The organism is Nonomuraea sp. B5E05, from assembly GCF_039880665.1.
Lineage (GTDB): Bacteria > Actinomycetota > Actinomycetes > Streptosporangiales > Streptosporangiaceae > Nonomuraea.
Window position 1 is genome coordinate 89,082 of the sequence record NZ_JBDPMJ010000029.1, and the last position, 14,761, is coordinate 103,842.

Consider the following 14,761-nt stretch of genomic DNA (forward strand, 5'->3'; position numbering starts at 1 on the left):
GACGGCGGGCATGATCGCGGCGGTGCTCCCGGTGGAGACTTCAGAGGTCACCACGTCTTTCCAGGAGTCCCGCGATGAGCACCGTCACCCGGCAGTCCACCACCCCGCCCGTCCAGCCTCCTCCCGTCGTGCAGACGGCCGCCACGCTCTGGCTTGCGGCGGTGGCGCTGGGCGCCTTCGAAGCCGTCCTGATCGTCTCCGGGATCCTCGGCGAGGGCTCGGCCACGCTCGCCGAGCTGCTGCCCGGCCTCGGGTTCCGGGTGGCCGTGTTCGCCGGGGCGACCTATCTGGCCCTGCGGCTGCGGGCGGGGGCCACCTGGGCGCGCTGGGCGCTGGCAGGGACGCTGGGCGTGTTCGGCACGATCTCGCTGCTGATCGAACCGGTCGAATGGCTGCTCGCGGGCGGCTCGATCAGCCAGGCCGTGGCCGGGATGGACCTGATGGGCGTGGTAGGGGCCGCCGCGAGGATCCTGCACCTGGGGGCCGTGATCGGCGCGCTGGCCCTGATGTTCCAGCCGCGGGCCAATGCCTATTTCCGGGCCTCTCGCAGGTCAGGTTGAGGCCGGCTCCAGCGGCGCCTTCGGCTCCGGGGCGCGCAGGTTGCGCACCCCTGGGGAGAGCAGCGCCGCCAGCGTCGACAGCACGACGATGACCGCGCACCCCAGCAACGCCGCCTCGATGCCGAACAGGCTCGCCGCCGGCCCCGCCAGCAGCAGGCCGAGCGGGCCGAACATCAGGGACCCGAGCATGTCGTACGAGCTGACCCGCGACAGCGACTCGGTGGGGATCTCGCGCTGCATCGTGGTCATCCACAACACGCCGAACACGTCGAAACACACGCCGAGTACGAACGCCCCGGCCACGATGCCCCAGAGCGGGGCGTCGAGCCCGAGCAGCGCGGTCGGCAGCGCGGTCGGCAGGCAGAGCAGCACGGCCACCAGGATCGGCCGCTTCGGCCGCAGCCGCAGCGACACCAGCACCCCGGCGATCGTCCCCACGGCCTCGCCCGCCAGGAACGCCGACCATGCTGCGGGGCCGCCCAGGCTCTCCTTGGCCAGCAGCGGGCCGAGCACCCCGTGCGAGGCCTGGATGGCCATGATCATGAGGGAGAACTGCGCGACCACCACCCAGATCCACTGCCGCGAGCTGAACTCCCGCCACCCGTCACGCAGGTCGGCCAGCACCGAGTGCCGCTCGCCCCTCGGGCGCTCGCCCGGCTTCATGCGCAGCAGCGCGACCAGCACGCCGGCCACCGCGAACATCGCGCCGCTCACCGCCAGCGCCCAGCCGCCGCCGAACAACACCACGGCGCCGCCGCCCAGCACCGCACCTGCCACGCGGGAGACGTTCATGCCGAGGCCGAGCAGCGCGTTGCCGGTCTGCAGACGGTCCTCAGGCACGACCTCGGGGATGATGCCGGTCAGCGCGGGGAACGCGACGGCCGTGGCCACGCCGCTCAGCGCCGCCGCCACGCTCAGCGCGGGCAGCGGGGTCCAGCCGGTGAGCATCATCACCGCCAGCGCGAAGAAACCCGCGGCCATCAGGAACTCGGCGGCCATCAGCACCCGATTGCGCGGCAGCCGGTCCGCGATGACGCCGCCCACCAGGGTGAACACGACCATCGGCAGCGCTTCGGCGGTGAGCACGACCGACAACGTCGAGGCGGTGGCGCCGGGCAGGTTGAGCACGCCGAACGCCAGGGCCACCGGCGCGAACGCGCTGCCCAGCACGGAGATCGTCCGCGCCGCGAGCAGCAGCGCGAACCTGCGGTCGCGGAGCAGCCCGAGATCGCTCATGAAACTGTGCACCCGCGGCCCCCTGTGAAGGTCAAACCCCACCATTCTCCAGGGGTGTCGCGCTGTTGTCGCGCGAATATTTCTTGTCACGCCGGTGACAAGAGCGGCCCCCGGAATGTGCCGGCGGCGGGCAAGAATCGAGCCCGCCCGTCCCGTAATTTGCTAGGTCCCTGCAGTCGGCGAGGGGATCGGGCCATGCGGTACACGCGGATCGCCCGTGTGCTGCTACTGCTGGGCCTGGTGGGGGCGGTCCTCGCCGCGCCGCCGGGGCTGGAGCTGTTCGGGCGGATGACGGGCGGCGCCGGGGACCCGCGGTCCGGCTCGGCGACCGCCGCCCGCTGGAGCGAGGAGTGGTACGCCGCCCCCGACGTGGTGGTCCTCTACCGGCACCCGTCGGTCAAGGTGCGCGATCCCCGGTACAAGAAGGCGGTGCACGACTCGCTGCGGCGGCTGCCGGCGGCGCACGTGAGCGGGCTGGCCACGTACTGGACGACCGGGTCGAAGGCGATGGTGTCCGGCGACGGGCACGCGACGTACGCGCTGGTCACCCTCCGGGACGGCGCCGCGCTGGAACGCTACGCGGCGATCGCGGACCGGCTGAGGAGCGTCGAGAACCTGCACGTCGGGGTCGGCGGGCCGGTGCCGCTGCTGGCGGAGCGCAATGCGCAGGCCGCCGCCGACCTGGCCCGCGCCGCGGCCGTCGCCGCGCCGGTGCTGCTCGCGCTGCTCGTCCTGGTGTCAGGGAGCCTGGTGGCCGCCGCGGTGCCGGTGCTCGCCGGGCTGCTCGCCGTCGGGGGCACGGTGATGTTGCTGCGGCTGCTCACCGAGGTGGTCGAGATCTCCATCAGCTCGCTGTACGCCGCCGCCGTGCTCGGGTTCGCCCTGGCCGCCGGGTACGCCGTGTTCATGGTCAAGGCGTTCACGGACGCGCTCGGCGACGATGCGTCCTGCGAACGGGCTCTTGGCGCGGCCGGACGGGCCGTGGCCCTGTCCGGGACGGCGGTGGCCGTGTCCCTGCTCGGGCTGCTGCTGTTCCCGCGGGCGTCCCTGAACGCGTTCGGGCCCGTGGCGGCGGCCGTGGCGCTCCTCGCCACCGGCGTCGCGCTGGTCGTGCCCGCCGCCCTGCTCGGGGTGCTCGGCCGGGGCGTTGCCGGGCTGCGGATCGTCCCCGGACTCTGGTGGCGGCCACGCCCGGTCCTGCCGCACCTGGTCGCGACGGGCGCCGTGCTGGCGGCGCTGACGGTGCCGTACGCGCAGGCCCAGCTCGGCGGCGTGGACCGTCGTGCGCTGCCCGCCGGCGCGGAGAGCCGCAGGGTCGCCGAGATCGTCGAGCAGGGCTTCCCCGGGAACCCGCTCGGGGCGCTCGACGTGCACGTCCTCGTCGAGCGCTCCTTCGCGGGCAGGCCCCGCAAACCCGGGCCGCTCGGGCAGGGCCACACGCCGATCAGCGCCGTCACCCGGGTGACCGCCTCCGACGTACGGTCCCTCGCCGGCCGGCTCGAACGGCTGCCGCACGTCACGGGGGTCTCCGTGGCCGGGCTCTCCCACGAGCACGGCGCGGTCCGCCTGTCCGTCCACCATGCCCTCGACCCCCTGTCCGCCGCCGCAGGGGAACTGGTCGCCTCGATCAGGTCGGTGGATCCGGGGCCGAAGGTGCGCGAGGTGGTGGCCGGCGGCCCTGCGGCGGCCCGTACGGACCTGCTGGCCGCTTACACGGGGTCGCTGCCGTGGGCGGCACTGGTGGTCTGCGCGCTGTCGTACGCCCTCCTGGCCCCCACCCGTCTCCGCCGCCGCTCCGCGCCCCTGACACGCCCTTCCCGAGCGCCGGCCCGCCTCTCCGCGCTCCCGGCCAGCCCGTCCGGAGCGCCCGCCCGCCCTTCCGCGCCTCGGACGCGCCCCTCCGAGGAGCCGGCCCGCTCCGCCGCGCCGCCGGCTGTCGCGCCTGGGCCGGTCGGCGCAGGGAGGGGCGGGCAGGAGGCGGCGGATCGGCCGGTCGTACGTTTCGGGAGCGGCGCCGGGGTGCTGCCGGTGACCGTGAAGGGGCGGCCGGCGGTGTTCGGGGCGGACACCGATCCCGTGCCGCTGGCCCAGGAGGATCGCGAGTTGTCCGAGCGGCCCGCGTGGGTCAGGGTGACGGCCGGGCGTACGAGGGTGGTCCGGGCCACCCGAAGCGGATGGACGTGGGCCGAGGTGGAGGAGGGACCCCGGTGAACATGACGCAAACGCCTACTTCGCGTCGGAATAGCCGTGAAGTAAAGGCATAGATTTCATTGAACGTTGTTGATCGTCCGGATATTGTGCGAATGCCCACGATCACCCCCTGGAAGTAAGGTGCCATGCGACTGCGGCAGCTCTTCGTCATCGGACTGGCCCTCTCACTTTTGGGCATCGGCGTTCCCGCGTGGTCGGAGGACGACCCGAGGAGCTGCAACGACCTCCTCTCCGAGGACACCCCGGCGTACGTCGTCTGCCGCTGGATGGCCACCCCGGAAGAGGCCGCCGACATCGCGAAGTTCTGGCTCGACAACGACGGCGAGCACATGGTCGAGGCCGGCCCGATGGACCCGATCACGATCGACTGCACCCAGCCGGGCAACGAGTGCGCGACGGACTCGGAGGGTGACGGCGAGGCGCACGACGCCGGCTCGCCGGACGTCCCGGGCGCCGAGGACGGCGGCACGCCCGAGTGCCAGAACGGCGAGCAGTGCTACGTCGACGGCAGCGGCATCACCCCCGAGCAGAAGGCCGCCGCCAAGCAGACCGCAGCGGGCCAGGCCGCGCAGACCGTCTCCCGGACGAACATGCGGATCTGGATCGACACCGAGCTCGCCGACGACTACAAGGCGGGCAAGCTCGCCGAGGCCGCCAAGAAGGTCGCCGCGCTGGCCGCCGCCCAGCCGGGGGTCGTGGGTGTCAGGTTCACCTCGAAGCTCGGCGTCGACAACCAGGCGTTCGGCAGTGCCGACGAGCTGGACGCGTTCGTCAGCGAGGCCACGACCACGCTGCGCGGGCTGCTCCCGGGCAAGAAGCTGGCCGCGCACACGGTGGTGCCGCTCTTCGGCTGCGGCTCGAACGACGCCTGCAAGGCCGAGATGAGCAAGAAGTATCCGCTGCTCGACCCGGAGCGCATCGGCGGCTGGCTCGCCAAGGGCCTCATCGACCAGCTCGCCCTGGACAGCGGCCACCTGGCCACGGAGTACGCCACCTGGAAGATCGACGCCGCCGAGGCCCAGCGTAACCAGTGGATCCAGGTCAGGGCCCGCGCCTGGGACGCCTACGGCCAGATCGCCGCCGAGGACGCCTCCTTCGCCGCCGCCGGCAGCGCCCAGCTGAACGAGGAGCAGGCCACCCAGGCCATCACCGACCGCATCGCCGCCCCCCTGCAGGACGACGCCGCCGAGACGGTCACCCTGTGGACCCGCTGGCAGAACGACCAGGGCCAGGTCAACCGCGTGTACGGCGAGAAGTGGGCCGCCAACACCACCTGGGACCAGCTCAAGAAGCTGGGCACGGTCCGCGCCCGCCTGGCCACCGTCTACGACCCGGCCAACCCCGAGGTGGACATGGCCACGGACCTGAAGAACCTGTCCGAGGTCTTCGGCCAGATCTACCTGCACGCCGCCTGATCATCCGACCGGTAAGCCGGGCATCGCCTCCCGCAGGCGGTGCCCGGCTTTCTGTCATGGGTGGACATTCCGGATGTCCAGGGGCGGGTTTCGGTATGTTACGAACCTCGAACCACCCAAACCCCGACAGAAGGGAACGGCACGTGTCGGACGACGCCGGCCTTCAGGCGCTCCGCGAGGCGGCGCGTCTATCCCCGGACAACCTTCCGCTGCGCCGGCACCTCGCCGGTCAGCTTCTCGCCGGCGGCTACCTCGCCGACGCCGAGGCCGAGTTCCGCGGGGCGCTCGCGCTCGCCCCGAGGGACGCCGAGCTCACGGCCGGGCTGGCGGAGGCGTTCATCAGGCAGAGCGCCCACGGGGCCGCTCTGGCGGCGCTGGAACCGCTGCTCGACACGCCCGGCCACCCGCCCGTACTCGGGGTGCTGGCGGCCAGGGCGCTGCTGGGAGAGGGCGACCCCGCGCAGGCGGCCCGCCGCTACCAGGAGGCGGTCTCCCGCGACCCGTCCGTGGGCGACGCCGACCTCGCCGCCCGCCTGGCGCCCCCACCCCCACCCCCGCCGCCGCAGGCGGCGCCCCACGCCGGCCCTCACGCCGGACCCCACGCCGCGCCTGCCCCCGCCTACCACGCGCCCTCCCCGGGGCCCGCGGACCGGGCCACCGCCGAGGTCGAGCACTCCCAGGTGAGTTTCGCCGACGTGGCGGGCATGGAGGCGGTCAAGGAGGCGCTGCGCGTCAAGCTGCTGCTCCCGCTCCAGCAGCCGGAGTTGTTCGCCGCGTTCGGCAAGCGCGCGGGTGGCGGCGTGCTGCTCTACGGCCCTCCCGGCGCGGGCAAGACCCACCTCGCCAGGGCCGCCGCCGGGGAGCTCGGCGCGAAGTTCGTCAACGTCGGCCTGGCCGACATCCTGGACATGTACATCGGTTCCAGCGAGCGCAACCTGCGGGCCACGTTCGACCTGGCCCGGCGCAACCGGCCGTGCGTGCTCTTCTTCGACGAGGTCGACGCGCTGGCCGCCCGCCGCTCCGACATGCGCCAGGCGCACACGCGGCAGCTGGTCAACCAGTTCCTGGCCGAGCTCGACGGCGTGGACGAGCACGCCAACGAGGGCGTCCTCGTGCTGGCGGCCACCAACGCCCCCTGGTACGTGGACCCGGCCTTCCGCCGACCCGGCCGCTTCGACCAGCCCGTGCTCGTCCCGCCGCCGGACGCCGCGGCCCGCGCGGCCATCCTGCGCATCCTGTGCCGTGACAAGCCCCTGGCCGAGATGGACTACGACGCCGTCGCCCGGGTCACCGACCACTTCGTCGGCGCCGACCTCAAGGGCCTGGTGGACCGGGCGGTGGAGGCCAAGCTCCAGCAGTCGATCAGCGCCGGCCGTCCCATCCCGCTGACGACGCCCGACCTGCTGGCGGCCGCGCAGACCATCCGCCCCACGGCGGTGCACGAGTGGATGGCCACGGCGCGCAACTACGTGATGCACGCGAACGACTCGGGCGCGTGGGACGAGCTGCTGCCCTGGGTCAAAGGCAAGCGGTGACGACCACGGGCGACCCCCTGGAGCGGGCGCGGACCCTGCTGCGGCTGCGCAGGCCCGCCGACGCCGAGCGCGAGCTGCGAGGGGTGCTCGCCCAGCAGCCGCAGTACGCCACCGCGCACGCCTTCCTGGCCCTCGCCCTGGTGCTGCAGGGCAACGCGGCCGAGGCCGTCGAGGAGTCCGACGAGGCGGTACGCCTCGCGCCCGACCACTGGTTCACCCACTACGCGGCCGCGCAGGTGCACCACAGGGCCCGCCGCCCCGCCGCCGCGCTGGCCGCCGCCACCACCGCGCTGCGGCTCAATCCCGAGCATCCGCCGATCTGGAACCAGCTCGCCCGTACTCACCTGCTGGCCGGCCAGCGGCGTGAGGCGGCCGAGGCGGCGCGGCGCGGGCTGGCCATCGACCCGGAGGACTGCGACCTGGTGAGCCTGCTGGCGGTGGCCTGCACGGTGCTCGGGGACGCGCAGCAGGCCAGGGCCGCCGCCGCGCACGCCGTACGGCTGGATCCGGAGAGCGCCATCGCGCACCTCGCCTACGGCCGCGCGGAGCTGGCCTTCGGCGAGCCCCGGCAGGCCGCGGAGGCCTTCCGCGAGGTGCTCCGCCTGGATCCCGGCTACGGCCAGGCCCGGGACCTGCTGGTGACGGCGCTCAAACAGCGCAACCCCCTGTACCGGTGGTTGTCGGGGGTGCGCGGCAGGTACCGTGGCAGGTGGTGGCTGGTGTTCCTCCTGCCCACGATCCCGCCGGTCATCCTGGTCTTCGTCATCGTGGCGCTGCTGCACTGGGCGGCCTGGGTCGCCGAGGCGGTCACGACGCTGCGGCTGGCCCGTGGCAGGACCACCCAGCTGCTCTTCGAGGCCGTCGAGTCCCGCATGGCGGTGCTCTGCTGCGGCCTGGTGGCCGTGGGCGCGGTGGCGCTCGGGCTCGGGATCGTGTTCGGCAGCGAGCCGCTCGGCACGGCGGGTGTCGGGGCCATGGCCATGGTCACCCCCGCTCAGGAGGCCGCGCACACCGGCTCGGAGCGCCGGCGCATGATTCTCTACGCCTGGGCGGTCCTGCTCGCCGTGGCCGTCGTCGTGTCGGCGTTCTTCGCCGTGGCGGGCGTGGCGCTGCTCAGCGTGTACGCCTGCCTGGCCACGGTCTGGGTGGCGGCCGGCGTGCGCGGCAGGCCCGAGCTCCTCTGACTAGAGGAGGGTCCCGCCGGACACCTCGAACGCGGCCAGCGCCTTGCCGATCGCGTCGAGCGTGTCCGGGTGCAGGGTGAGGTCGGCCGCCGCCAGGTTCTCCTCGATGTGGGAGGGAGTGCGGCTGCCCGGGATGGTCACCACGTGCTCGTCCTGGTGCAGCAGCCAGGCCAGGGCCAGCTGGGCGGGGGTGATGCCGAGTTGCGCGGCCACGGCCCTGATCGGGGCGTAGCGGTCGTTGTTGCTCTCCAGGTTGCCCGCGTCGAAGCGCGGGGCGTTGTGGCGGAAGTCGCCCTCGCCGAGCGAATGGACCGTGCCCGTCAGGAAGCCGCTGCCGAGAGGGCTCCACGCCACGATGCCCACGCCCAGCTCACGTGCGGTGGCCAGGAGGTCCTGGTCCACGTGCCGCCACATCGACCACTCGTTCTGCACGGCCGAGACCGGGTGGACGGCGTGCGCCGCGCGCAGCTGGGCGGCCGTCACGTTGGACAGGCCGACATGCCTGATCAACCCGCCGCGCACCAGGCCGGCCATCGCGCCGACGGTCTCCTCGATCGGCACGCCGGGGTCGGGGTAGTGCGCGTAGTAGAGGTCGATCACGTCCGTGCCGAGGTTGCGCAGGCTGCGCTCGGCGTAGCGGCGCACCAGGCGGGGATCGGCGTTCACCCGGAGCTCGTTGAAGGCGTAGCCGACCGGGTGCGACCTGCTGGGCTCGCCCTCCGGGACCGCCAGGCCGAACTTGGTCGCGACCACCACCTCGTCGCGGCGTCCCTTGATCGCGCGGCCCACGAGCCGCTCGTTGTGTCCGTTCGCGCCGTAGGCGTCGCTGGTGTCCACGTGGGTGCCGCCCGCGTCCAGCGCCGTCCTGAGCGCCGTCTCGGCACGGTCGTCGTCGATGTCGCCGTACACGCCGGGGGAGAGCACCATGGCGCCGAAGCCGATGGCGGGGACCCGCAGGTTTCCAAGAGTGCGTGTCTTCATGACAGCGAGCCTGCCGGGCGGGCGGGACGTACGTCCAAGACCCTTTGCTATAACCAGTGGCTATGGACGTGCATCTGCGGGAGCTGCGTTACTTCGTGGCGGTGGCCGAGGAGCTCAACGTGACGCGGGCCGCCGAGCGGCTGTTCGTCTCCCAGCCCGCCCTGTCCAAGCAGCTCAGGGTGCTGGAGCGGCAGCTCGGGTTCGGGCTGTTCGAGCGGGTGCCCAGCGGGATGGCGCTGACCAGGCAGGGCGAGGCGCTGCTGCCGGTCGCCCGCGACCTGCTCGGGCGGTGGGCCGCGGGCGTGGAGGAGGCGCGCGCCGCGGCGCCGGCGGGGACACTGGTGATCGGCATGCAGACGGCCGTGGGCAGAGGGCTGCAGCAGGCGGCCCTGCGCCGCTTCCGTGAGCGGCTGCCGGGCTGGGAGGTTTCGTTGCGGCTGGTCGGATGGGACGACCCCAGCGGCGGCCTGGCCGACGGGAGCTCCGACGTGGCGTTCATCTGGCTGCCGGTGCCGCCGGGGGTGCGGACGTACGTGGTGGCCACGGAAAGGCGTGGGGTGGCCATGCCGGCCGATCATCGGCTCGCGGGGCTGGCGGAGGTGCCGTTCCCGGCCCTGCGCGACGAGCCGTTCATCGCGCTGCCCGTGGTGTCGGGGCCGCTGCGCGACTTCTGGCTCGGGCTCGACGCGCGCGACGACGAGCCGGTCGTCGGGGTCACCGCCAACACGCCCGAGGAGGTGTTCGAGTCTGTGACCAGCGGGCTCGGCGTGGTGCTCGTGGCCGAGGGCAACGCCGAGCTCTACAGCAGGCCGGGGCTGGCCTACCGGCCGGTCACGGGGCTGCCTCCAGGCGAACTCGCCATCGCGTGGCGAGTAGGCGACACGAGACCACAAGTCATGGCATTCATCGACGCACTACGACAAGTCGCTACTAAGGTCTGACGCGACAGCGGATCCCGCAGAAGGGCGACCCATGAGCGACTACGCGACCACCTTCGACCTGATCGACGCCGACAAGGACGGGAGGATCTCCGCGGTCGAGCTCGTACGGCTGATGGAGGTGCTCGGCCGGCCGGTCACGCTGGAGACCGCGCAGGCAGGCGTGCGACAGCTCGACAAGGACGGCGACGGCCTGATCGACGTGGAGGAGTTCGCCGCCTTCCTCCAGAAGTGATAACAAACAAGCTCTTGCTACACAACTCTTGTCGCCTGGGTCACAATGGGTGTCAGGAGGGACGATGGTCATCAAGAGTGACAGCAGCGAAAGCCGTACCACCGCGGACATCGCGAAAGCGCTCAGGCCGGGGATCGGGCGGGTCTCCGACGAGGTGATCGAGGAGATCCAGACCAGGATCCCCGAATACGCGAGGCCGTCGGACGAGCTCTACATCAAGGTCATCAGGATCGCGGTCGAGCAGGCCGTCGAGGGTTTCCTCGACCGCGTCGAGGACCCGGACGCCCCGTGGGACCCCGAGCCGTTCCGCATGATCGGCAGGGGCGAGGCGGCCGAGGGCCGCAACCTGGAGCCGCTGCAGGCGGCGATGCGACTCGGCGCCAGAGTGGGCTGGCGGCGGCTGACCGAGCTCGCCGGCCCGTGCGCGTTGTCCCCGCAGAACCTGTACGACCTGGGCGAGGCCATCTTCGTCCACCTCGACCAGCTAGCCGACGCGGCGGCCGAGGGCTTCGCCGAGGCCAGGGCGCACGCCGCCGGCGAGACCGAGCGCCGCCGCGCCCGCCTGCTCGACCTCCTGCTCAGCCGGCCGCCCGCCAGCGCCGAGGCCATCGCCGACCTCGCCAGGGCCGCAGGGTGGCGGCTGCCGAGAACGGTGGCCTGCGTGGCGCTCGACGACGGGCTCGGCCCCTGCCCCGCGCTCGCGTTCCCCTCCGACGTGCTCACCGCCATGGACCGGCCGGAGCCGTGCCTGCTGGCGCCCGACCCCAACGGCCCCGGCCAGGCCAGGATGCTCGACCAGGCCCTGCGCGGGCGCCGGGCCGCCATCGGCCCCGCCGTGCCCCTGACCGCCGCCGCGACGTCGTTGCGGTGGGCCAGGCAGGCGCTCGGCCTGTCGCGCCGCGGCGTCCTGCCCGGCGGGCTGGTGCGGTGCGCCGACCACATGGCCACGCTGGTGGTCTTCAAGGACGAGGAGCTCGTCAGCGCGCTGGCCGAGGTGCGGCTGGCGCCCCTGGCCCACCTGCGGCCCACCCAGCAGGACCGGCTGGCGGAGACGCTGCTCGCCTGGCTGCGGCACGGCAGGGGAGCCGGCGAGGTGGCCGCCCGGCTGCACGTGCACCCGCAGACCGTGCGCTACCGGCTGCGGCAGCTCGAAGAGCTCTACGGCGACCAGCTCACCGACCCCGACATCCGTTTCGAGCTGGAGATCGCCCTCAGGGCCCGGCAGGCGGTCAGAGCCTGACTAGTGGGGTGACCACGAAGGTTCACCGGGTCGGGTGAGGCACCGATTCAGGGGTGCGCGGTGGCGGGGCTGATCGGTCACTCTGCGACCCGCGTTCCGCAGCTAACGGCTGATCCGGGACGCAGCGAGACGCTGAACTGCAGGTCAGGAGGCTACGGGCTGGTGAAAATCGCGAAAAGCCCTAGTGACACGACTTCCGAAAAACAGGCTTCAACCTGCGGCGATGCTGCTATGTTCTGGTGATATGCCTGGTCAGGCAGTGGGCAGGAGACGAACGAAGTCGGCGTGCGCCTGGTCGCCCACCGTGAAAGCGGTCGAGTCGCTGCTCGCTCCCCACTGCTGGACCTCGCTAAGTGAGTGCCTCAGATCCCTTGGCGGAGATCGTTGAGGTCTCTTGGCCTCAGGCGCGTGACCAGCCACGATGCTGGCCCCTAGTGACACGCCGTATCTGTGCGATCAGTGGCGTTTCCGCAGTTCAAACCACGGATCCATGTGCTTTTCCTCGCGCACATCTGCGGAACCCGGATGCGATGGCAGCAGGTTGTCGTCGCAGAGTGAGGTGCATGGGTGGCAGAGCCGGTCAGAGCACGACGGTTGAGCGAGGCGGCGCAGGATGCCCCAGATTCGGGCGGCTCTGAGGTCGTGGACGGAGCCGGGCAGGGAGCCGCTCCAGGCGGGGTGAGCGGCGAGCGAGCAGGGTGACGGCCTCGCGGATGTAGCGCCAGGCGGTTGCGATGCCGACGCCGAAGCCTGCGGCGACCTCTGCCAGGGTCTCGCCTTTGCGCAGGTGGACGAGCACAAGCAGGGCCTGCTGGCCGGGGTTGAGGCGGCGCCACGGCGAGCCGATCGTCTTGCGGTGCCGGCGCAGGACGCCGGACAAATAGGACAGGGCCTGAGGTGACAACGGCAGCGCGGCGCGGTAGAACAGCAACTCGGAGCCTCTGGTCTAACGGTTGATCTTGGTCGACAACCCTTCTACCAGGGGCTCTTCTACTTGTCGATCAAGCTCTGCCGCGCAGCATGCCCGCGATCTGCGGCTTCAGGTTGGGATAGACCTTTCATGGATGCGTCAGTCTTCACATAGCTCCATGACTACGATTTGATTCTTTTTGAGCATCTGTGCAGCTTCCCGCCAGTCCGAGTCGGCACAATTGGCGATAACAGACTTTCGTTCATCTGCTATAACCGTGGCCACAAATTTGTGGTCGGATGGATCAAATGCTTGTAAGCTGTCGGGGATCTCTTCGTAGGATCCATTGCCGTCAGGAGTTATGTCGACCTTTTGGACGTGGCGAGAGACGGCCTGTCGGCGATGCAGGTAAAGAAAAAAGTGGTCGCCTACCCCGGGCTGCCCTTTGAATGAGCAATATTTCTCATACTCTTCGAAGATCAGCCAAGAGTTGTCGAGAACGACAACCCCATGATTCTCGATGTGCTCTAAGAACTCGATTGCTGACTCCGTGCAGCTGGAGCCCACGTGATCGGCCTTGCCGTTGGCAACGATCAGCACGTTAGTGTCGATAACGACACGTGATGGATGGTTCAAGCGGTTTGCTCTTCAATCGCTCGCCTACGCGCTGCGCGACTCATGGCAGCAGCTTCTTCGAACTGATTTCCGAAGAAATCATCCGGCCAGTTAGTGATATTACCAAAGGGATCGATACCAAGCCGGCTGATCGTAGATGCTGCGCCGTCCGTCTGGCAGAAATAAAGAAGGCAATCCTCTGGCTCGAGGCTGATTCCCCTGCCAACGTCTTTTTCGGCGATTCGGCGTTGCAGGCGCATGAGAAAGTGCTCGGAGTGGCTCTCGACAACAACTTGAATGCTTCGAACTTTTGCGGCCTCGATGATAACGTCCGCCAATCCACTTTGCACTGCAGGATGCAGATGAATTTCAGGCTGCTCAAGAAGGATCGTAGACCCTTCGGGCGCATAGGCCAGAATAACCAACACTGGAAGTACTTGGCTAACGCCGAAGCCGACATCTGTGAGAAGAACCGGTGTGCTTCCAGTTGAGCGTCTTACTTGAACACGATACAGGGTTCCCCTGTCGTCAACTGATTCCACCGCAAAGGAATGAATCAACCCGAGTTCTTGAAGCCAGGAGGCGACATGTTCTTCCACTGTGATCAGCTTGGTGCGGCGTGGGCCATCTTTTCGATTAACAAACCCGCGTGCATTGGACTTCTTGTCCGCTTGAGATGCGATCAATGCCTCAACCGCAAGTTCACCTCTTCTGCCTACATCAATAGGCCGACCTCCTGACCAAATGTACTGGCGTGCGGGATCTTGCCTTAGTGGGCCAAGATAGTAGATTCGACTGCAGAGTTTTTCGAATTGAAGCTCCAGATCGGATAGGAAGGCGGCATTTTGATAGTATGCGCGCACTTGGTCGGGAAAGCTATAGAACTTACCAGGTGAGGGCAATGGCCATGGCCTCCCTGTTACGCGTTTGAATGGGTAGTCATTAGAATCGAGTGCGTATTCGTCCTTGCCACTTCTGCTGCGCGTCAACCAGAACCGCAGATCGCCAAGGCCATACTCGACTCGTTGAACAACCGGGAAGCTTCGTATTTCACGGACTAGAGCGGACAGGCTGAGATCGTTGCTAGTGGCAATTGCATTCCGTCTCTTTGTCTCCGTATTTCGAATCTGAAAAGGTTCGTCTTCGTGCCATCCGATCTCGATGCCGACTGTACGATCGGAATCATGCTGGAAGGTAATGTCATTAAATGTTCCCAGACTTACCAGCGATGCTGGACCGCCTAGGTCGAAGACGCGACCTCTATCCGCTGATTCCGCTGTCTGTTTGAGTAGCAGCATGCTCTGCAGAAAGCTCGTCTTTCCAGACGAATTGCTTCCAAAGAAGGCGGTAATGGGGCCAAATTTCACGATTCCGCTATCTGCCCAAGCCTTGAAGTTTTGCAGTCTAAGGTGTGTTATCATTGAAATTTTCCTCTTCAGTGATCCATGCTGAGCGCCCATAGCATTCCCAGCTAGCACCTTAGTAGTTATGGGCAAGCAAGTCACCGATCCCGTCAGTATAAGAGGCATCCAAAGTCATGCGGTGTGGCGGGAACGCATCGATCTAGTCCCCATTGAGCCCTTCCGCGTAAGCCCCCGCGACAGAGTGTGATCCTCGGGCCGCCCCGACGCCGGCGCCCCCGATGATCGAGAAGCGTAAAGCCCCTGGTAGAAGTTGGTCTTGCGACAGATCGACTTCGGA

Annotated in this window: 12 protein-coding genes and 1 pseudogene; 8 read left to right on the top strand and 5 right to left on the bottom strand. The window is 69.4% G+C overall.

Annotated elements, in window-relative coordinates:
* Nucleotides 1-74 precede the first annotated feature (74 nt).
* Nucleotides 75-560: a hypothetical protein gene (locus ABGB01_RS37960; RefSeq protein ID WP_347778443.1), complete on the top strand. Its 486-nt coding sequence runs from the start codon at nucleotides 75-77 to the stop codon at nucleotides 558-560.
* Here ABGB01_RS37960 and ABGB01_RS37965 read toward each other — a convergent pair.
* Nucleotides 552-1,796 carry an MFS transporter gene (locus ABGB01_RS37965; protein WP_347778444.1) on the bottom strand — a complete coding sequence of 415 codons (1,245 nt, stop codon included), beginning with the start codon at nucleotides 1,794-1,796 and terminating at the stop codon, nucleotides 552-554. The two genes, ABGB01_RS37960 and ABGB01_RS37965, sit on opposite strands and share 9 nt — an antisense overlap.
* A gap of 195 nt (nucleotides 1,797-1,991) precedes the next feature.
* Here ABGB01_RS37965 and ABGB01_RS37970 point away from each other — a divergent pair, with 195 nt between their 5' ends.
* From ABGB01_RS37970 to ABGB01_RS37985, 4 genes are all read left to right on the top strand, one after another.
* A complete protein-coding gene (locus ABGB01_RS37970) occupies nucleotides 1,992-4,007 on the top strand; it encodes an MMPL family transporter (protein ID WP_347778446.1) in 2,016 nt (671 codons plus the stop codon).
* A 125-nt stretch (nucleotides 4,008-4,132) separates the two neighbouring features.
* The gene (locus ABGB01_RS37975; RefSeq protein ID WP_347778447.1) at nucleotides 4,133-5,422 is read left to right on the top strand and encodes a hypothetical protein; all 1,290 of its coding nucleotides are present in this window, start codon (nucleotides 4,133-4,135) and stop codon (nucleotides 5,420-5,422) included.
* A 143-nt stretch (nucleotides 5,423-5,565) separates the two neighbouring features.
* Nucleotides 5,566-6,957 carry an AAA family ATPase gene (locus ABGB01_RS37980; RefSeq protein WP_347778449.1) on the top strand — a complete coding sequence of 464 codons (1,392 nt, stop codon included), beginning with the start codon at nucleotides 5,566-5,568 and terminating at the stop codon, nucleotides 6,955-6,957.
* Nucleotides 6,954-8,141: a tetratricopeptide repeat protein gene (locus ABGB01_RS37985; protein WP_347778451.1), complete on the top strand. Its 1,188-nt coding sequence runs from the start codon at nucleotides 6,954-6,956 to the stop codon at nucleotides 8,139-8,141. Before ABGB01_RS37980 ends, ABGB01_RS37985 begins: the two co-directional genes overlap by 4 nt.
* Here the strand turns inward: ABGB01_RS37985 and ABGB01_RS37990 are convergent, their stop codons facing one another.
* Nucleotides 8,142-9,122: an aldo/keto reductase gene (locus tag ABGB01_RS37990; RefSeq protein ID WP_347778453.1), complete on the bottom strand. Its 981-nt coding sequence runs from the start codon at nucleotides 9,120-9,122 to the stop codon at nucleotides 8,142-8,144.
* Nucleotides 9,123-9,184: 62 nt separating this feature from the next.
* On the opposite strand from ABGB01_RS37990, the gene ABGB01_RS37995 reads away from it, so the two are divergent.
* The 3 genes from ABGB01_RS37995 (at nucleotide 9,185) to ABGB01_RS38005 (ending at nucleotide 11,535) form a co-directional block, all read left to right on the top strand.
* Entirely contained in the window at nucleotides 9,185-10,063 is an 879-nt protein-coding gene (locus tag ABGB01_RS37995) for a LysR family transcriptional regulator (protein ID WP_347778455.1), read from the top strand.
* Nucleotides 10,064-10,094: 31 nt separating this feature from the next.
* The gene (locus ABGB01_RS38000; RefSeq protein ID WP_347623637.1) at nucleotides 10,095-10,295 is read left to right on the top strand and encodes an EF-hand domain-containing protein; all 201 of its coding nucleotides are present in this window, start codon (nucleotides 10,095-10,097) and stop codon (nucleotides 10,293-10,295) included.
* Between the two features lie 64 nt (nucleotides 10,296-10,359).
* Nucleotides 10,360-11,535 carry a helix-turn-helix domain-containing protein gene (locus ABGB01_RS38005; RefSeq protein ID WP_347778457.1) on the top strand — a complete coding sequence of 392 codons (1,176 nt, stop codon included), beginning with the start codon at nucleotides 10,360-10,362 and terminating at the stop codon, nucleotides 11,533-11,535.
* A gap of 670 nt (nucleotides 11,536-12,205) precedes the next feature.
* Here the strand turns inward: ABGB01_RS38005 and ABGB01_RS38010 are convergent.
* The 3 genes and pseudogenes from ABGB01_RS38010 to ABGB01_RS38020 all read right to left on the bottom strand — a co-directional run.
* Nucleotides 12,206-12,466: pseudogene (locus ABGB01_RS38010) on the bottom strand (transposase family protein); the annotation flags it as partial.
* 138 nt (nucleotides 12,467-12,604) lie between these two features.
* Nucleotides 12,605-13,045 carry a hypothetical protein gene (locus ABGB01_RS38015; RefSeq protein WP_347778458.1) on the bottom strand — a complete coding sequence of 147 codons (441 nt, stop codon included), beginning with the start codon at nucleotides 13,043-13,045 and terminating at the stop codon, nucleotides 12,605-12,607.
* Between the two features lie 32 nt (nucleotides 13,046-13,077).
* On the bottom strand, nucleotides 13,078-14,481 hold the full coding sequence (locus ABGB01_RS38020; RefSeq protein ID WP_347778459.1) for a DUF3696 domain-containing protein: 1,404 nt from the start codon (nucleotides 14,479-14,481) through the stop codon (nucleotides 13,078-13,080).
* Nucleotides 14,482-14,761 lie beyond the last annotated feature (280 nt).